Below are 18,855 nucleotides of genomic sequence, written 5' to 3'. Positions count from 1 at the left end.
AAGACGGAACGACGGCGCGGCGCCGCATCGAACTGACGGGTCGCGCCATCGCCGACCGCCGGTCGTTCCATCGGTCCAACATCGCGCGACGTCCGATCGACCGAAACGTCGCAAGCCGCGAAAAACCGGCCCGCCACCAGGAGGCGGGCCGTGCGACGGCCGGGCCGACCGCCGCAAAACCGTCAACTCAACGCGAGGCCACGTCTTCGCGCAGGGGCGTGCGCGAGGACCAACCGCCGGCCAGCGCCTTGTACAGCGCGACCGCGCCGGTGACGCTGCGGGTGCGGCCGTCGGCGAAGGCGTCCTGCGCCTGCAGCTGGGTGCGCTCGGCGTCCAGCACTTCGAACAGGTCGGCCGCGCCGGCCTCGTAGCGCACGCGCGCGAGCTGCGCGGCCTTGGCGCTGTCGATCGCGGCGCGTTCCAGATGGCCGTCCTCGACGCGCGCGCGGCCATAGCGCACCAACGCGTTCTCGGTGTCTTCCAGCGCCAGCAGCACGGTCTGCTGATAGCGCGCGAGTTCGCCGGCGGCGTCGGCATCGCTGGCGGCGATGCGCGCGCGCACGCGACCGATGTCCAGGAACGACCAATCGATGCCCAGCGCGACCAGACGGGTTTCGCTGGCGCGCTCGAACAGCGCGCTGCTGTCGATCGCCTGGCTGCCGATCAGCCCGCCCAGGGTGAAGCGCGGGAACAGGTCGGCGGTGGCCACACCGATGCGCGCGGTGGACGCGTGCAGGCGGTGCTCGGCGGCGGCGACGTCGGGACGGCGGCGCAGCAGATCGCCCGGGGTACCCGCGTCCAGCAGCGCCGGCAGGGCCGGCAGCGGCTGCTGCGGTTCCAGTTGGGCGATCAGGGCGTCGGGCGTGCGCCCGGTCAGCACGGCCAGGCGGTGCATGGCGACGGCGACCTGGGCTTCCAGCGCCGGCACGCGCGACAGCGTGGCTTCGAGCTGCGCGCGCGCGCGCGAGGTGTCGAACTCGGTGCCGCGGCCGGCGCTGAAGCGCGCGTCGACCAGGCGCAGGGTCTCGCGCTGGTTGTCGGCGTTCTCGCGCGCCACCCGCAGGCGTTCCTGCAGGCCGCGCAATTCGACGTAGCCGCTGGCGACCTCGCCCACGATGGTGACCTGCAGCGCCTGCAGGTCGGCCGCGGTGGCCCAGGTGTCGGCGCGCTGGGCCTCGACGTTGCGGCGCACGCGGCCCCACAGGTCGAGTTCCCAGCTGGCGTTGACGCCGGCGCTGTAGCTTTCGTTGTCGCGGCCGGCGGCGGGCACGCCCGGCATCTGGTCGCTGCTGGAACGCGCGTCCTGGCCGTTGGCGCTGGCGGTCAAGGTCGGGAAGCGATCGAACTTGGCGCCGCGCAACAACGCGTTGGCGCGGTCGTAGCGCGACAGCGCAATGCGCAGATCGTGGTTGGCCGACAGCGCGTCGTCGACCAGCTGGGTCAGCATCGGGTCGTTGAAGCCGCGCCAGAACTCGATGTCGGCTTCCGGGCTGGCGGTGGTGGACGCCGCGGTGGCGGCGACCACGGCGGTTTCGCCGGCGTGGGCGAAGTTGTCCGGCGTGGCCAGGGTCGGGCGCACGTAGTCGGGGCCGACCGCGCACGCGCTCAGCAGCGCCGCGGCGACGCCGAGCGCCAGGGTACGGATCACCATGGCAGGGATTCCTCGAGGTGGTAGTAGCCGCCGTTGGGGCCGGCCGCATCGATCAGAGCCAGACGCACGCTGGTGCGCGCGCCGTCGGGAATGCTCATGTCGCCGTTGGCGTTCATGTCGGTCTTCACCGAGCCGGGGTGCAGGGTGTTGACCTTGTGCGGGGTGTCGCGCAGCTCGTAGGCCAGGTGCGCGGTCCAGGCGTTCACCGCGGTCTTGGACACGTTGTAGGCCGGCACCTTGTAGTGATAGATCGGCGAGGCCGGGTCCTGGTGCAACGCGATCGAGCCCAGGATGCTGGACACGTTGACGATGCGCGCGGCCGGCGCCTTGTGCAGCAGCGGCAGGAAGGCCTGGGTGGTCGCGATCAGACCGAACAGGTTGGTGTTGAAGGTTTCCAGCCAGATGTCCAGGCTCTGCTGCGAGGGCTTGAGCTGGCCGTCGTCGCGAAACACGCCGGCGTTGTTGACCAGGATGTCGAGGCGGCCGTGCTTGGCGGCGACCTCTTCGGCGGCGGCGGCGATGCTGCTGTCGCTGGTGACGTCCAGCGCGATCGCCTCGACCGGCAGGCCCTCGGCCTGCAGCTGCAGCGCGGCCTCGACCGCCTTGCCGCGATCGCGGCCGGCCAGCAGCACGTGCACGCCTTCGCTGGCGAGCTGGCGCACGGTCTCCAGGCCGATGCCGCGGGTGGCGCCGGTGACCAGCGCGATCTTGGAAGCGTGTGGGTTAGCCATGGGGGAATTCCTTGATTCGTGGGGGACGGACCGGATCCGGTCCGAGGGCCCGGCGGTGGAGGAATCCACCGCCAGACCTTGCATCGTGGGCGTGCGCCGATCAGGCATGCGCGGAGGCGACGTGATCGGCGGAGTGGTTGACCAGCGGCTTGCTGCCGGCCAGCTTGCGCAGGGCGACGTAGAACACCGGGGTCAGGAACAGACCGAACAGGGTCACGCCCAACATGCCGGCGAACACGGTGATGCCGGTGACCGAGCGGATTTCCGCACCGGCGCCATGCGACAGCACCAGCGGTACGGTGCCTGCGATGAAGGCGATCGAGGTCATCACGATCGGACGCAGACGCAGGCGGCAGGCTTCCAGCGCGGCTTCGACGATGCCCTTGCCCTGCAGTTCCAGTTCGCGGGCGAACTCGACGATCAGGATGGCGTTCTTACACGCCAGGCCCATCAGCACGACCAGACCGACCTGCACGAACACGTTGTTGTCGCCGCCGGTCAGCCACACGCCGAGCAGCGCGGACAGCATGCACATCGGCACGATCAGGATCACCGCCAGCGGCAGGGTCCAGCTTTCGTACAGCGCCGCCAGCACCAGGAACGCGAGCAGGATGGCCAACGGGAACACGATCAGCGCGGCATTGCCCTGGCTGGCCTGCTGGTAGCTCAGGTCGGTCCATTCGATTTCCATGCCGTGCGGCAGCACCTTGGCGGCCACGTCCTTGACCACGTCCATGGCCTGGGCCGAGGACATCACGCGCGGATCGACGTCGCCGGCGATGTCGGCGGCCGGGTAGCCGTTGTAGCGCAGCACCGGGTCGGGGCCGTAGGTCTGCTTGACGCTGACCATGGAACCGATCGGCACCATCTCGCCGCGGTCGTTGCGGGTACGCAGGTTGGCGATGTCCTCGACGCTGTCGCGGAACGAACCGTCGGCCTGGGCGATGACCTGCCAGGTGCGGCCGAACTGGTTGAAGTCGTTGACGTAGGCCGAGCCCAGGTAGGTCTGCAGGGTGTCGAACAACTCGGTCAGCGGCACGCCTTGCGCCTTGGCCTTGACGCGGTCGACTTCGGCGTCGAGCTGCGGCACGTTGGCCTGGTAGGTGCTGTTGGCATAGCCCATGCCCGGGGTCTGCATGACCGTGCCCTGGAACGCGCTGACCGCGTTCTGAAGCGCGCCGTAACCCAGGTTGCTGCGGTCCTCGATGAACATCTGGTAGCCCGCGCCGTTGCCCAGGCCGAGGATCGGCGGCGGCATCAGGGCGAAGGTGAAGCCTTCCTGGAAGCCGCCGATCTTCTGGTTGAGCTCGGCGGTGATCTCCACCGCGCTACGGCTGCGCTCGCTGAAGGGCTTGAGCGGCAGGAACGCCACGCCGGTGTTGGGCGTGTTGGTGAACTGCACCGCGTTCAAGCCCGGGAAGGCCATGGTGTTCTGCACGCCGTCGATCTTGCCGGCGATGTCGGTGACCTTCTTGAGCAGGGCGTCGGTGCGCGCGATCGAGGAACCTTCCGGCAACTTCACCGCCGCGATCAGGTACAGCTTGTCCTGCAGCGGGATGAAGCCGGCCGGCACCAGCTTGAACATGAAGCCGGTCGCGACCAGCAGCACCGCGTACACCACGAACACCGCGCCGCGCTTGCCCAGCGCGCGCGAGACGGCGCCCTGGTACTTCTGCGAGCTGGACGCGAAGAAGCGGTTGAACGGACGGAAGATCCAGCCGAACAGACGATCGATCAGGCGCGACGGGGCGTCCTTCTCGGCGCCGTGCGGACGCAGCAGGCGCGCGGCCAGGGCCGGCGACAGGGTCAGCGAGTTGATCGCCGAGATCACCGTCGATATGGCGATGGTCACCGCGAACTGCTTGTAGAACTGACCGGTCACGCCCGACAGGAACGCCATCGGCACGAACACCGCGCACAGCACCAGCGCGATCGCGACGATCGGGCCGGACACTTCCTTCATCGCCTGATGCGCCGCGGCCAGCGGGGTCAGGCCTTCCTCGATGTTGCGTTCGACGTTCTCCACCACCACGATCGCGTCGTCGACGACGATGCCGATCGCCAGCACCAGACCGAACAGGGTCAGGGTGTTGATCGAGAAGCCCAGCAGGTACAGGGCGGCGAAGGTGCCGACCACCGAGACCGGCACGGCCAGCAGCGGGATGATCGAGGCGCGCCAGGTCTGCAGGAACAGGATCACCACCAGCACCACCAGCGCGATCGCCTCCAGCAGCGTGGTCACCACGGCCTTGATCGAATCGCGCACGAAGATGGTGGTGTCGTAGACGGCTTCGTACTTGATGCCTTCCGGGAAGCTCTTGGACAGGCGATCCATGTTGGCGATCACCTGCTCCTGGATCTCCAGGGCGTTGGCGCCCGGCGACTGGAAGATACCGATGCCGACCGCGTTCTTGCCGTCCAGCTGCGAACGCAGGCTGTAATCGCCGGCGCCCAGTTCCAGACGGGCGACGTCGGACAGGCGCACGATCTCGCCATCGTTGCCGCTCTTGACCACGATGTTGCCGAACTCTTCCTCGCTCTGCAGACGGCCCTTGGCGTTGATCAGGGTCAGGAAGTCGCTGTTGGGCATGGGCTCGGCGCCGAGCTGGCCGGCCGAGACCTGCACGTTCTGCTCGCGCATGGCGCGCAGCACGTCGCTGGCGGTCAGACCGCGCGAGGCGATCTTGTCCGGGTCCAGCCACACGCGCATGGCGTAGTCGCCGCCACCGAAGATCTGCGCGTCGCCCACGCCGGACAGGCGCGCCAGGGAATCCTTGACGTGCAGACGGGCGTAGTTGCGCAGGTACAGGGTGTCGTACTTGCCGTTGGGCGAGGTCAGGTGCACCACCATCAGGAACACCGGCGCCTGCTTCTGGGTCGTCACGCCTTGCCGGCGCACGTCCTCGGGCAGTCGCGCCAGCGCCTGGCTGACCCGGTTCTGCACGCGCACCGCCGCGTCGTCCGGATCGGTGCCCGGGCGGAAGGTGACGGTGATGGCCAGCACGCCGTCGGAACCGGCGACCGACTTGATGTACATCATGTCCTCGACGCCGTTGATCGCTTCCTCCAACGGCGTGGCGACGGTTTCGGCGATGACCTTCGGGTTGGCGCCCGGGTACACCGTGCGCACCATCACCGAGGGCGGTACCACTTCGGGATATTCGCTGATCGGCAGGATCGGTATCGCGATCAGGCCGGCAGCGAAGATCACGATCGACAGCACGGCAGCGAAGATCGGCCGATCGATGAAAAATTTGGAAAAGTCCATAACGGATTCCTTGGTGCGGCATGTAGCCGCATGAGTCCCCGGCCGACGCCGCGGCGTCGGCCTTGATTGCGGAAACCTGGCCGGAAGGCGGCCGACGCCCGCGCGTGCGGGACGTCGGCGGCCTGCCTGTGCTTAGTGTTCGGCTAGCGGTCCGCAGTCATACGGTCGTGCGTCACTTGGCGCCGGCGGTGCTGGCGACCGGCTGACCCGGCACCGGCGCGGACGCGCCCATGACGATGGTCTTCGGGGCCACCGGCGCGCCGGGGAAGAAGATCTTCTGCACGCCGTGCACGATCACCTTGTCGGTCGGCGCCAGGCCCGACTGGACCACGCGCAGACCGTCGATCATGCGACCGAGCACCACGTCCTTGCGGACCGCTTCGCTCTTGGCGCCGAGCACGTAGACGTACTTGCGGTCCTGGTCGGTGAGCACGGCCTTGTCGTCGATCAGCATGGCCTTGAAGTCGCCGCTGCCTTCCAGCTGCACGCGCGCGAACATGCCGGGCGTGAACATCCGGTCCGGATTGGCCACCACCGCGCGGGCGCGGATGGTGCCGGTGGTCGGATCGACCTGGTTGTCGGTGAAGTCGACCGCGCCTTCGTGCGGATAGCCGGCTTCGCTGGCCAAGCCGACGCGGACCGGGTTCTTGTTCTCGGCGCGCTCGCCCTTGCGGGCCAGGTCGTTGTAACGCGAGTAGGTCTGCTCGTCGCTTTCGAAGTAGATGTACATCGGATCCTGCGAGACCAGGGTGGTCAGCAGGGTCTGATCGGCCTGGGCCAGGTTGCCGACGGTGATCAGCGCACGGCCCGCGCGGCCGCTGATCGGCGCGCGCACTTCGGTGAAGGTCAGGTCCAGCTGGGCCGAGGCCACCGCGGCTTCGGCGGCGCGCACGCCGGCGTTGCCCTGGGTGGTCGCGGCGCGGCGGGTCTCGAACTCTTCGCGCGAGATCGCCTTGGCCTCGACCAGGGTCTGGGCGCGCTGGTCCTGGGTCTGGGCCAGACGCGCTTCGGCGCGCGCGCGTTCCAGTTGGGCCTGGGCGCGGTTGAGCTCGGCGCGGTAGCGGCGCTGGTCGATCACGAACAGCAGATCGCCCTTCTTGACCTCCTGGCCTTCCTTATAGGCGACGCGCTCGACGTAGCCGCTGACGCGCGGGCGCAGTTCGACCGATTCCACCGCCGCGACGCGGCCGGTGAATTCGTCCCACTGGCGGACCTGCTTGCTCAGCACCTGGGCGACGCTGACTTCCGCCGGCGGCGGCATGCCGCCGCCTTCGGATTCGGCGGCCTGGCTGCCGCAGCCGGCCATCGCCAGCGCAATGACGACGCTCGCGGCCAGCGCGAGTACGGGGAGCCCGGGGCCGGCGCGGCCGGAGCGGGCGAGGACTTTGCGAGGGCTCATTGTGGGGAGGGTTCCTGGTTGGTTTTCGAAGTGGTGATCGCTTTCAGCAGCGCGCGTGCGTCTTGCAGACAGCGTTGCGTTTTGGAGTCGACGGGGCTATCCGGATCTTGCGTAGCGGTCGCTGGCGTCGTCGATTCGGCGGCGGCTGGCTGCAAGCGCGCGGTCTGGGCCGCGGGCGGTGCGGGTTCGAGGTCGATGTCGTCGGACAGATCGACCGCATAGGAAGGCAGCGTGCCGGGGCCGAGCGTGCGCGCGTAGGTGACGATCGCGCGCGCCGGTTCGCTGCGTTGTTCGGCCTGTTCGATCAGCGCCAGCGCACGCTGGCCGATCGACAGGGCGCTGGGCCATTCCGGGCAGGCATGGCAGTCGTTGAGCTCGGTGCGCACCGGCATGTCGACCGCGAGCAGCTGCACGCGCACCGACATCTGCCGGGCCTCGTCGTGCAGCACGCGCGCGAGCATGCGCAGGGCGGCCGCGCCGATCGAGCGATGACCGTAACCGGCCCAGGGGTGTTCGCTGCCGGGGCCGCCGATCAGCACGTAGCTGCCGCCGCGGTCGCCCTCGGCGAGCAGCGGCAGCAGGTGGCGGGCGGCGGCCAGGTGCGGCAGCAGGTCTTCGTCGAGCTTGCGGCGCAGGAACGCGGCCGGGTGATCGAGTAGGCGGCCGCGCTCGTTGCTGCCGCAGACCGCGGCGACCACGCCGGCCAGCGGGCGCCCGAGCTTGCGCAGGGCGCGCGCGAGCTTGGCGCCGTCGGCGTCGCTGGCGACCGAGCCGCTGAGCACGGTCAGGTCGGCCTCGGGGTAGGCCGCCTGCAACAGCTTGAGCTCGCGACCGCCGCGGGCCACCGCGATCACCGGCCAACCGGCCTTGACCGCGGCCCGGACCACGCCGCGGCCGACGCCGCCGGTGGCGCCCAGGATCACCAGGGGGGATTTCATTGTCCCGCTCCCGGGATTTTTTCTCCCATCAGCGGGACGATTTCACGACGGGTGTGGTGGGACAGCAGGGCGTTGATCGCCGGCAGCACCAGCATCGCGGTCGGCAGGGCGACCGTGAAAGCCAGCACCCAGGCCAGCATCCAGGCTTCTTCGGTGCCTTCGGACAGGCCTTGGCGGAATACGATGGCGGCCAGCACGATCAAGGCTGACATCGCTATCATCATCAGCGGCAGGAAGGCGAGGCGGGCTTGGCGGGCGGTCAACATGGGGGCGGGAGGGGGTTTCGGGTGTGCGGCAAAGATTAGGCGTCCAAACGGCACTTGATTAGCCGTTGATTCAGGGAATAATTGTCCCGACATCGGGCTAATGCCCGGCTCGGCCCCCTAGCCAGTCCCGAGACGGCCCCTCCCGTCATCCCACATCCGGAGTCCCCCATGGCCCGCGATCTCAACGACACCCTGATCTTCGTCAAGGTGGTCGAGCACGGCAGCTTCATCTCCGCGGCGCGCGCGCTGCGGCTCCCCAAGACCACGGTCAGCCGCAAGGTGCAGGACCTGGAGACGCGCCTGGGTGCGCAGCTGCTGCATCGCACGACCCGCAAGCTCGGCCTGACCGAGGCCGGCAACATCTACTTCGAACACTGCCAGCGCATCGCGCGCGAGCTGGACGAGGCCGAAAGCGCGGTCGGCCAGCTCCAGGGCGGCCCGCGCGGCTGGTTGCGCTTCACCGCGCCCTACTCGGTCGGCATCACCTGGATCGCGCCGCTGCTGGGCGAATTCCATGCGCGCCATCCCGAGGTGCGCCTGGAGATGCTGCTGACCAACGAGCCCTTGGACATCATCGACAAGGAAATCGACGTCGCCCTGCGCGTGGGCGAGCTGCCCGATTCCAACCTGATCGCGCGCCGCCTGGCGGTGTTCCGCACCCAGGTCTACGCCAGCCCGAACTACCTGGCCCGCCACGGCGAGCCGCTGCACCCGGACGACCTGCAGCATCACCGCACCCTGGCGATGCAGAAATCGCGGCGCAACGGCGCCTACGTGTGGACGCTCAGCGACGGCGATCGCAGCATCGACTACCGCGTCGATCCAGTGCTGGTGGCCAACGACCCGGGCGCGCTCAAGGGCGCGCTGCTGTGCGGCGAGGGCCTGATGCTGGCCAGCGACGTCACCGTCAAGGCCTACGCCGAGCAAGGCTACGTGCAGCGCGTGCTGGCCGGCTGGACCGGCCCGGAGATGGACTTCAACGCGGTGTTCCCGCGCGGCCAGGTGCAGTCGCCCAAGGTGCGCGCCTTCGTCGACTTCCTGGTCGAGCGTTTGAACTTCGACGCCGACTACATGCAGGTGCTGTGCCCGGACCGCCAGCGCTTCCGCAAGGCCTCCGAGGACGCTTCGGCGGCGATCGCGGCCGAGCTGGCCAAGGTCGCCAAGCAGCGGCCAAGCAAGGCGTCGCCGGAAGTGGAGGTCGATGCGATCGTGGCCAATGCCCGGCTCGACAGCGAGGATGCGGAGCTGGCCTGAGCCGGCTTCGAATGCGACTGCGGCCGTAGGGTGCGGTGAGCGTAGCGAACCGCGCCAATGCCATACCCGGCCGGGCGCGCCGGTGCGGTTATCACCGCACCCTACGAGTCCGATGTGCTCTTCCTTTAGCCCCTCTCCCGCTGGCGGGGTGAGGGTCGGTGCAGGCGCTTGGCTTCAACCTCATGCGCTGCCCTCATCCGCCCTTCGGGCACCTTCTCCCGCCAGCGGGAGAAGGGACTGATAACCGGCGGGAGCGGGGCTAGCGCAAGCGCTCCGCCAAGCCCGACACCCGCATCGCGTGGCGCGATAGCGCCGCGCGCAGCACCGCCTCGCTCGCGCACAGATGCAGCTCGCGGCGCGCGCGGGTCATGCCGGTGTAGAGCAATTCGCGCGACAGGCTGCGCGCGTCGGCGCGCGGCAGTTGCAGCCACACCCGGTCGAACTCCGAGCCCTGGGCCTTGTGCACGGTCATCGCGAACGCGCCGGTGTGCGCGGGCAAGGCCGCCGGGTAATAGCCGCGCACGCCTTCGCTGCCGCCGGCGAACCAGACCACGCTGCCCTCGCCGTCGGCCGGACGCAGGCAGACGCCGATGTCGCCGTTGAACAGACCGTGGCGGTAGCTGTTCTCGGTGATCAGCAGCAGGCGGCCATGGAAGTAGGCCGCGCGATGGCTGCCGGCCAGCGCCTCTTCGATGCGCGCATTCAAGGGCGCGGCGCCCTGCGCGCCGTCGCGCAGCGCGGTCAGCAAGCGCACGCGGCCGGCCAGCGCCAAAGCCTGCAGGGGATCGTCGACCGCGGCCAGCGCGCGCCATTCGCCGAGCAGGCGCTCGCGGCCGGTGCCGGACAGCGGATCGATCGCGTCCTCGTGGAAACTCACGCCGCGCAGCGCGCCGTCGCGCAGCAGGGCCAGCGCGGCGTCGGCATCGCCGGCGCGCGTGGCTTCGGCCAGCGGCGCCAGGTCCAGGCTGTCGGCCTGGCGGTAACCGCGTTGCAGATGCACGCGGTGACCGGCCAGCGGCGCGCCGGCGGTTTCCGCGATCGACCCCTCGCCGAGCAGCGGTTGCAGCAGGCGTTCGATCGGCGCCGGCAACGCCTCGTCTTCGCCGGCCGCGTCGACGATCGCGGCCAGCACGTCGCCGGCTTCCACCGACGGCAGCTGGTCGCGGTCGCCGAGCAGGATCAGGCGCGCGCCGTCGGGCACGGCCTCGACCAGTTTGCACATCAGCGGCAGATCGACCATCGAGGCTTCGTCGATCACCACCGCGTCGTAGGCCAGCGGGTCGCGCGCGTCGTGGCGGAAGCGCGGGCTGTCGGGCAGGCTGCCGAGCAAGCGGTGCAAGGTGCGCGCCTCGGTCGGCAATGCATCGCACCAGGCCGGGTCGACGCCGGGCAGCCGACGCAGCGTCGCCGAAGCGGCGCGCAGGCTCTCGGCCATGCGTTCGGCGGCGCGACCGGTCGGCGCCGCCAGCGCGATCCGCGGCGGCGCTGCGCCCGCGCGCTGGGCCTGCGCGATCAACAGCAGCAACAGACGCGCGACCGTGGTGGTTTTGCCGGTGCCGGGACCGCCGGTGACCAGCAGCAGCGAACGCGCCAGGGCCAGGGCGGCGGCGCGCGCCTGGCGGTCGCCGTCGCGGGCGTGCGGGAACAGCGCCGCGAACAAGGGCGCAAGCGCGGCGGTGTCGGCCGGCGGCGGCGCCTGCGCGGCCAGCGCGCGCAGGCGCGCGGCCAGGCGGCGTTCGTATTCGCGGTAGCGGCGCAGGTAAAGCAAACCGCGCTCCAGCACCAACGGTGCGCCGGGATCGGCGACGCCGTCGTCGGCGGGCTCGGCGATCCAGGGCGAGCCGCGCAAGGCCGTCAGCCATTGCGCGGGTTCGACCAGCACCGCCGCCGCCAGCGCTTCGTCGGGGCGGGCGACATCGAACGCCGCGTGACCGTCGGCGATCGCGCGCGCGGCCAGGGCGACGCCGGCCTGCACCAGTTCGGGCGTGGCCGGATCCAGCCGGCGCAGCGACTGCGCCAGCGCGTGATCGACGCTGCGCACCAGGCCGCGCCGCAGCAGGGCGTCGAGCAGGCTCATGACGCGCCTCCGGCGCCGCCGAACAGCGCGTCCAAGGCCTCGACCAGCGCGCGCGGCGGCACCTCGGCGTGGATGCCCGCGCCTTCTTCATCGGATCGCATCGGATCCAGACCGCGGCAGAACAGATAACGGGTGCCGCCGAAATCGCGCGCGTAGTCGTAGTCGGCGCCGAGCCGGAAGCGCAGCCAGCGGTGCAGGGCCAGGGTGTAGATCAGCGACTGCAGGGTGTATTCGCTGTCGTCCATCGCGCGCTCGATCGCGGCGGCGTCGTAGGACGGCAGGCGGTTGGTCTTGTAGTCGAGCAGGTAATAGCGGCCCTCGTGCGCATAGACCAAGTCGATCTTGCCGGTCATCAGACCGTCGAGCCGGCGCCGATGGCCGAAGGCCTGGCGCGCGCGCAGCCAGCCGTGCGCGTGCAGCAGTTCCAGCAGGGCCGTGGTCGAGGCATCGTTGAGCGCGAAATGGAATTCCATCTCGGCGCGCAAGGCGGCCGGCGGCAGGTCGGCCAGGCGCGCGCCTTCGGGCAGGGTCGCGGTCAGGGTCGCGCCGACCAGGCGCGCCAGCGTGTCCAGGCCGCCGCTGTCGATATCGGCATCGGTGTAGCCCTGCTCGTGCAGGGCGGTGCGCAACAGCGGCTCCTGCCCCTCCGGCACCAGGCGGAGGCGGCGCCAATCGCCCCAGACCGCGAAGTCGCAGCGCTCCAGCGCGGTGTGCACGGCATTGCCGAAGCGGCTGCCGGAGAAGCGCAGTTCCATCACGTCGATCGGCAGTTCGCTGGGCGCGGGCAGCGCCAGCGGTTCGGGTTCATCCTCGGCGCCGCGTTCGTCCTGGACCCTGCTGCCGGCGTCCTCGCGGGTGAGCTGGGTGAAGCTGTGCACCCACCAATCGCGCGGCAGCCCACGGCGCAGGCTACGCGCGGGCGGCACCGCCGCGGGTGCGATCGGGGGCAGCGGTGCCGGGCGTGTTTCCAGCGCGCGATCGTCGACCTCGACATCGCCGGCGTCGCCGCTGTCCAGGGTTTCGGGCGCGTCCAGCATGGGCGCCAGCGGCGTGGTGGCGCTCAGGTACAGCGGCCCGGTCGCCAGCCACAGCGCGTGGCGGGCGCGGGTCAGGCCGACGTAGAGCAGGCGCGCGTCCTCGGCGGCCGACTCGCGCGCGCTGCGGACCCGCGCCTCGCTCCAAGGTGGCGTGCCGGCGTCGTCGTGCTCGCCTTCCAGTTGCAGCACGCGGCCGTCGTCGTCGGGGTATTCGCAGTGGCGCCCGCCGCGCGGCTCGCGGCCGATCGCGGCGAACGGCAGGAACACCAGGCCGAACTCCAGGCCCTTGCTCTTGTGCAGGGTCAGGATCTGCACACGGCGCGCGTCGGACTCCAGGCGCAGCTGTTGCTGTTCGTCGTTGTCGTCGGCCTCGGCGATGCGCAGGCGCAGCCAGTCGACCAGGCCGTGCAGGCCCAGCGCCTGCGCGTCGGCTTCCTGCAGGACCTCGCCCAGTTGCAGCAGGTTGGTCAGGCGGCGCTCGCCGTCGCCCAGGGCGAGCAGGCGCGGCGCCTGTTGCGCGCACAGGTCGGCGACCAGGGCCAGCGGGCCGTGGCGCTGCCAGCGCTCGCGCCATTCCAGCGCGCGCAGCTGCCAGTCGCGCTGCCAGGCGTCTTCGGCGTCCATGCGCGCGATCGCGCGCGCGTCCAGGCCCAGGAACACGCTGGCCAGGGCGCCGCGCAAACGGCCGTGATCGCCCGGCTGCAGCAGGGCCTCGAACAGGGCCAGCAGTTCCAGCGCCTGCTCGGTCGCGAACACGCTCTGGCGCCCGGCCGCGACCGCGGGGATGCCGGCGGCGACCAGGGCGCGCTGCATGCGCGCGGCCTCGTCGTGGCTGCGCACCAGCACGGCGATGTCGGCCGGTTGCAACGCGCGCCCGTCGAGCGTGGCCTCGTCCTTGCGCGCATCGGCGAGCCAGGCGTGGATCGCGGCCACGCAGGCGCGCGTGGCCAGCTCGCGCGACTCCGGCGCACTCCACTGCGTGCGGCTTTTCGCGGCGGCGCCGTTGTCGGGCGCGGGCAGGCGGCGCAGGGTCAGCGCGGGCGCGCGCCGGCCGTGACGCAGCAGGGCCTCGTCCGCCACGCGCCCGCCGGGTTCGACCGCGAGGAAACGGATGCGCGCGTCGACGAAGGCGTCCGCGCCGGCGCGCTGGTACAGCGCCTGCACGGCGCGCAGCAGCGACGGCCGCGAACGGAAATTGCGCAGCAGCGGCGGCGCCAGCTCGGCCTGCGCCGCGGCCGCCAGATAGGTGTGCACGTCGCCGCCGCGGAAGCCGTAGATCGCCTGCTTGGGATCGCCGATCACGAACAGGCTGCCGCCTTCGCGCCCGTCGGGCCCGAACACGCGTTCGAAGATCGCCCACTGACGCGCGTCGGTGTCCTGGAACTCGTCGACCAGGGCGACCGCGTATTGCGCGCGCAGACGCGCCACCAGCGCGGCCGCATGCGGGCCGCTCAAGGCCTGGGCGACGCCGTCGATGAGATCGTCGTAGGTCTGCACGCGGCGCACGCGCTTGAGCTCGGCCAGGCGCGCGGCGGCTTCCTCGCGCACGCGGTGGACCAGGGCCAGGCCTTGCGCGTCCAGCCATTGCGCGCGCGCGGTCGCGACTTCGAGATAGTCGGCGATGGCGACGAACAGCGGCGAACTCGGGGTCTGCGCCTGCTTGCCCTTGTTGGTGCGCTCGGCGAGCGCGGCCGGGGTCATGCGGTCGATGCGCGGCTCGATGCGCGCGGCGGGATCTTCGTTCGCGCACCAGCGCGTCAGCGCCTCGCGCAGCGCGGCGGGCAATTCGGCGCGCCAGGTCTGGCCGTTGAGCACCTTGGCCGCCATCGCGGCTTCGATATCGTCGAAGGCCTGTGCGCCGTGCTGGCGATAGCGGTCGCGCAGGACGGCCGCGCGCGCCTGCAGCAGCGGCCAGGGATCGGGCGTGGGCACGGGCAGCGCGGGCTTGAGGCGCGCGGCGCGCAGCAGCGGCCCCAGGTCGGCCGCCAGCGCCGAGGGGCCGGCCGGCCAGCGCGCCTGCAGCAGTTCGGCCGCGACCGCGTCGGTACCCAGCGAACGCCACAGGTCCACCGCGACCTCGTCGCGCAGTTCGCGATCGCTGCCGATCATCTCGGGTGCCAGGAAGGCCTGGCCGGTTTCCAGGGCGTGTTCGCTGAGCACGCGCGCGCAGAAGCCGTGGATGGTCACCACCGCGGCCAGGTCGATCTCGCGCGCGGCGCGGGCCAGGCGCGCGCGCAGGGCGGCGGGGGCTTCCTGGTCGCGCCGCGCGGCGATCAGCGCGCGCGTGACCGCGCGTTCGCCGTCGTCCTCGCCGATGGGCAGAGCCGGATCGTCGGCGGCAATGCGCGCGGCCAGCAGCAGGCGCTTGCGCAGGCGCTCTCGCAGTTCCTGGGTGGCCGCGTCGGTGAAGGTGACCGCGAGGATCTGGCCGACGCGCAGGCTGCGCTCGATCACCAGGCGCGTGACCAGGGTGGCCAGGGTGTAGGTCTTGCCGGTGCCGGCGCTGGCTTCGATCAGCTGCAGGCCGTGCAGCGGCAGATGCAGATAGGCGTCGTCCGCGCCGGACGCCGGCGGCGGTGGCCGTTCCTCGAACAGATCGCGCGTGTGCCCGCTCATCGCGCGTCGTCCTCGCTGCGCGCGTGCACGACCGCGTCGAACACCAGGCGCGCGATGGCGCGGAATTCCTCGGCCAGATCGATGTCGGTCGAGAACGGATCGCGGCCGCGCAGGGCCAGGCGCGCGCCGCTGGCGTCGGCTTCGCTCCAACTGTGGCTGCCGCCGTGCCATTGCAGCGCGGCCTGGTTCCAGGCGTCGCGGCCCTCCGCATCGGCCGCGTACCACAGCCAACCGGCGCGCGGCAGAAACGGCAACGGCTCGCGCAGGCCGTGCGCGCGCAGGCGCAGCAGCGCGTCCAACGCGGCGCGCGCCCGCGCGGGCGATGCGGCGGCGCGCAGCTGCGGGCCGACGCCGCCGGCGGCCTCCGCGAACTGCGCCAAGGGGCGCGCATCGCCCAGCGCCGACAGCACCAGCCAATCCAGCCCGTGGGCGATCTGCGCGGGCCCGTGCAGTTTGCCGAAGCGCAGACGCGCCAGCCCGGCGGCGTAGAGATCGTCGACACGGCCGTGCAGGCGGCCGGCACCGAGCTCGAGTTCGAAGTGCTGCGACTGCGGCGCCTGCTGTTCGCGCCACTGCGCGAAGGCGTCGGCGTACGGCCGCACTTCGGCGAGCAGGCTGTCGAGCTGGCGCCGGCCCAAGGGCCCGGACGGCAGCAAAGCGCGCGCGCGCAGCTGCGCCTGCAGATCCTGGCCGCGTCCGGCCAACAAGGCCTCGTACACCGCGTATTGCAGTTGCTGGCGCTGCAGGCCGCGACCGGGCAGCAGCAGCGGCTCGACATCGTCGACGGCGGCGCCGGCGTCGGGCAGGCGCAGGTTGAGGCGCTGGCGCAGGAAGGCGCCGGGCGGATCGCGCAGGAAGGCGCGCAGATCGGCCAGGGCGACGGCCGGCGCGGTGGTCGCTTCCAGCGGCGCCAGCGGCGCGTCGATCCAGGGCCCCAGTTCGATACGCGCCTCGCCGCCGGCCTGCGCGGCCGGTTGCCACTCGCCGCGATAGCTGTAGCGGCGCGGTTCCGGCGCGGCCTCGCCGTGATCGCCGGCGCCGAACGCGGCCGGCGAGAACGGCTGCAAGGGTTCGCGCACGGTCAGCGCCGCGCGCGCGGCGTCCGGCGCCTGGTGATAGCGCGCGGCTACGTCCAGCAGTTCCGACACCAGCGGCGAGGGCTCGCGCAGGCTGCCGTCGCGCGGATCGGCGCCCAGGTAGCTCAGGTACAGCACCTCGGAGGCGGCCATGAACAACTGCAGGAACAGGAAACGATCGTCCTCGCGCAGCGAGCGGTCGCCGTGGCGGCGCGCGGCGGTGCCCAGTTCGGCGGCCAGGCGGTTGAGGCCGCCGACCGGGTCGCGGCGCGGGTAGTCGCCGTCGTTCATGCCGAGCAGGCAGATCGCGCGGAACGGGATCAGACGCATAGGCACCATGCGGCCGAAGCTCACCCCGCCGGTGAGCAGCGGCGCGCGGGTGTCGGCCTCGCTGAGGGCGGCGCGGAAATGCGCGCGCACCACTTCGGCCGGCACCGGCGCATCGAAACCGGCGCGTTCGGCCTCGCGCGCGAAGGTCTCCACCAGCAGGCGCAGGCGCTCCAGGGTGCGTTGATCGCCGGCGTCGTGCGGGCGCCGCGGCAGCAGCGCCTGCAGCAGTCCCAGCAGGCGGTCGCGCCACTGCGCGGGCGGCATCGCCGCGCCCAGCGCGCGCTCGTTGCGCGCGAGCACGCGCAACAGCCGGATCAGCGCGTCCAACGCGTCCAGCGCGCTGCCTTCGAGTTCGGTATAGGGCGCGACGCCGGCGATGGCCTCGTCGCCGCCGCTGGCGTGCCCGATCAGCAGGCGGTCCAGGGCGAAGCGCCAGGTGTAGGCGTCGTCGGCCGGGGCGTCGTGACGCGCGCGGTGGGCATCGTCGATGCCCCAACGCGCGCCGGCCTCGTGCAGCCAGGTGTGCATGCGCTCCAGCGCCGGCGCATCCAGGCCGGCGGCGTCGGCGATCGCTGGCGCGGCCAGCAGGTCGAGGATCTCGCTGAGGCCGAAGCGCGACACCGGCAGCGCGAGCAGGCGCAGGAACACGTCGGCCAGCGGCTCGGCCGCGAGCGGGCTTACGTCGGCCAGCGCATACGGAATGAAGCCCGGGCGCCCGGCCAGGCCGCCGAACACCGCCGCGATGTGCGGCGCGTAGGGATCGATGTCGGGCGCGAGCACGGCGATCTCGCGTGGCTGCAGCGGCGGATCGAAGCGCGGGTCCTCGAGCAGGCCGCGCAGTTGATCGTGCAGCACCTGCACCTCGCGCAGGCGGGTGTGGCAGGCGTGCACCTGCAAGCTGGGGTCGGCGCTATCGACCGCCGCGCGCCAGCCCGGCACCGCCGGCGCGCGCCGATGCAGCAGGTCGCGCTGCAGGCGCCGCAGCAGGCTGTCGCGCGCGGGATCGTCGGCGGGGTCGGTTTCGGGATCGGCGTAGGCCGCGATCTCGCCCGAGGGGTGCACAACCTCGTAACCGCCCAGCACCGCCATGAAGTCGCGGCCGGCCGCGCCCCAGGCCTGCAGCAGCGGGTTCTCGTCGGCCTCCTGCGCCGACGCGTCGGCATCGAGCAGGCGCAGGCGTTCGCCGTAGCTGGCCAGATCGCCCCAGTACTTGCGGCTGGGCGTGGGCAGATAGAAATGCAGCACGCCGGCGCGGGCCTGGGTCGCGATCACGCGCAGCACATCGGGCGAGACGTTGAGGGTGGCGAAGGCGAACAAGCGCGGCGGCAGGCCGTCGGGCACGTCCGCGCCGTCGCCGCCGTAGCGCGCCAGGTAGTCGCCGATGCGGCGCGCGCGGTAGCGGCTGGCGCCGGCGACGCGGCGCCACAGCGCGGCCTGGGCGTCGTCGCGGTCCTGGCCTTCGTCCCAGGCGCGCAGCCAGTCGCGGCGCCAGGCCTGGTACTTCTCGAACAGGCCCGCCAGCTCGCCGGCCAGCGACCAGGGCTTGAGCGGGTCGGCGCCGGACAGATAGGCGCGCAGCTCGGCCAGCGCCGGTTCGCGCAGCGCGGCCGGATGCGAGAGCTCCTTGTAAAGCCGCCAGCGCAGCGCCTCGGCACCGATGTCGTCCTCGATCCCGCGCACGTTGGCGTCCAGCGCGCGCTGGACGAACTCGCCGGGGGTCAGGAATTCCAGGTTGGCGGCGATCCCGTAGGCCTGGGCCAGGGTCGCCTGCAACCAGCGCCGCATCGCCACCTGCGGGATCAGCACCACGTCCGGCGCCAGCGCCGACTGCCCGGGCGCGGGCGTGCGCAGTTCCTGCGCCAACAATCCGGCCAGCACGTCCAGCGCATTGGAGTGGTAGAGGCGGAAGTCGGGACGGCCGGGCATCGCGACATCTTGCCGGAATCGGGATTGCGGAAAAGCGATGCCCCAAGGGCACCACCGATTCGTCATTCCCGCGAAAGCCGGAGCGACGGATCGAGCGCGACGGCGCGACCGGCTGGAACACGGCGCTTAAAACCGTCTTAATCCCGCCCCCTCAACATCGGCCGACACGACGACGACGTCGGCTTGCGTAGCGTCGCCGCCGAACCTGCGACAATGACCGTGCTGCATCCCCCGTTCAGCCTCAGCCCGCCAAGCTGCCGAAACTTGCGACCCCGCGCGGGCCGCG

The 18,855-nt window shown here is 71.5% G+C and carries 10 protein-coding genes; 1 reads left to right on the top strand and 9 read right to left on the bottom strand.

What is annotated here, in order from left to right:
- Positions 1 to 187 precede the first annotated feature (187 nt).
- The 6 genes from BMZ45_RS16230 to BMZ45_RS16205 all read right to left on the bottom strand — a co-directional run bounded on the left by BMZ45_RS16230 (position 188) and on the right by BMZ45_RS16205 (position 8,253).
- A complete protein-coding gene (locus tag BMZ45_RS16230; protein WP_091637567.1) occupies positions 188 to 1,651 on the bottom strand; it encodes an efflux transporter outer membrane subunit in 1,464 nt (487 codons plus the stop codon).
- A complete protein-coding gene (locus BMZ45_RS16225; RefSeq protein ID WP_091637566.1) occupies positions 1,645 to 2,382 on the bottom strand; it encodes an SDR family oxidoreductase in 738 nt (245 codons plus the stop codon). Before BMZ45_RS16225 ends, BMZ45_RS16230 begins: the two co-directional genes overlap by 7 nt.
- A 100-nt stretch (positions 2,383 to 2,482) precedes the next feature.
- Entirely contained in the window at positions 2,483 to 5,650 is a 3,168-nt protein-coding gene (locus BMZ45_RS16220) for an efflux RND transporter permease subunit (RefSeq protein ID WP_091637565.1), read from the bottom strand.
- A gap of 172 nt (positions 5,651 to 5,822) precedes the next feature.
- A complete protein-coding gene (locus BMZ45_RS16215) occupies positions 5,823 to 7,049 on the bottom strand; it encodes an efflux RND transporter periplasmic adaptor subunit (protein ID WP_091637564.1) in 1,227 nt (408 codons plus the stop codon).
- Positions 7,046 to 7,987: an SDR family oxidoreductase gene (locus tag BMZ45_RS16210; protein WP_091637563.1), complete on the bottom strand. Its 942-nt coding sequence runs from the start codon at positions 7,985 to 7,987 to the stop codon at positions 7,046 to 7,048. The genes BMZ45_RS16215 and BMZ45_RS16210 overlap by 4 nt, the downstream gene beginning before the upstream one ends.
- Positions 7,984 to 8,253: a DUF2798 domain-containing protein gene (locus BMZ45_RS16205; RefSeq protein ID WP_175489107.1), complete on the bottom strand. Its 270-nt coding sequence runs from the start codon at positions 8,251 to 8,253 to the stop codon at positions 7,984 to 7,986. Before BMZ45_RS16205 ends, BMZ45_RS16210 begins: the two co-directional genes overlap by 4 nt.
- Before the next feature lie 168 nt (positions 8,254 to 8,421).
- Here BMZ45_RS16205 and BMZ45_RS16200 point away from each other — a divergent pair, with 168 nt between their 5' ends.
- Positions 8,422 to 9,507 carry a LysR family transcriptional regulator gene (locus BMZ45_RS16200; RefSeq protein WP_091637561.1) on the top strand — a complete coding sequence of 362 codons (1,086 nt, stop codon included), beginning with the start codon at positions 8,422 to 8,424 and terminating at the stop codon, positions 9,505 to 9,507.
- Between the two features lie 259 nt (positions 9,508 to 9,766).
- On the opposite strand, the gene recD is transcribed toward BMZ45_RS16200, so the two are convergent.
- From recD to recC, 3 genes are read right to left on the bottom strand one after another with little or no spacing between them, the layout of a single operon-like run.
- Positions 9,767 to 11,584, bottom strand: coding sequence for an exodeoxyribonuclease V subunit alpha (gene recD, locus BMZ45_RS16195; protein WP_091637560.1), 1,818 nt, complete (start codon positions 11,582 to 11,584; stop codon positions 9,767 to 9,769).
- Complete coding sequence (locus BMZ45_RS16190; protein ID WP_091637559.1) at positions 11,581 to 15,237, bottom strand: UvrD-helicase domain-containing protein; 3,657 nt, start codon at positions 15,235 to 15,237, stop codon at positions 11,581 to 11,583. Before BMZ45_RS16190 ends, recD begins: the two co-directional genes overlap by 4 nt.
- Positions 15,234 to 18,569 carry an exodeoxyribonuclease V subunit gamma gene (gene recC, locus BMZ45_RS16185; RefSeq protein ID WP_091637558.1) on the bottom strand — a complete coding sequence of 1,112 codons (3,336 nt, stop codon included), beginning with the start codon at positions 18,567 to 18,569 and terminating at the stop codon, positions 15,234 to 15,236. Before recC ends, BMZ45_RS16190 begins: the two co-directional genes overlap by 4 nt.
- Positions 18,570 to 18,855: the final 286 nt, after the last annotated feature.

The sequence above is a fragment of the Lysobacter sp. cf310 genome (assembly GCF_900114355.1).
Classification (GTDB): Bacteria; Pseudomonadota; Gammaproteobacteria; order Xanthomonadales; family Xanthomonadaceae; genus Lysobacter.
This window is presented reverse-complemented; position numbering and strand designations above follow the sequence as displayed.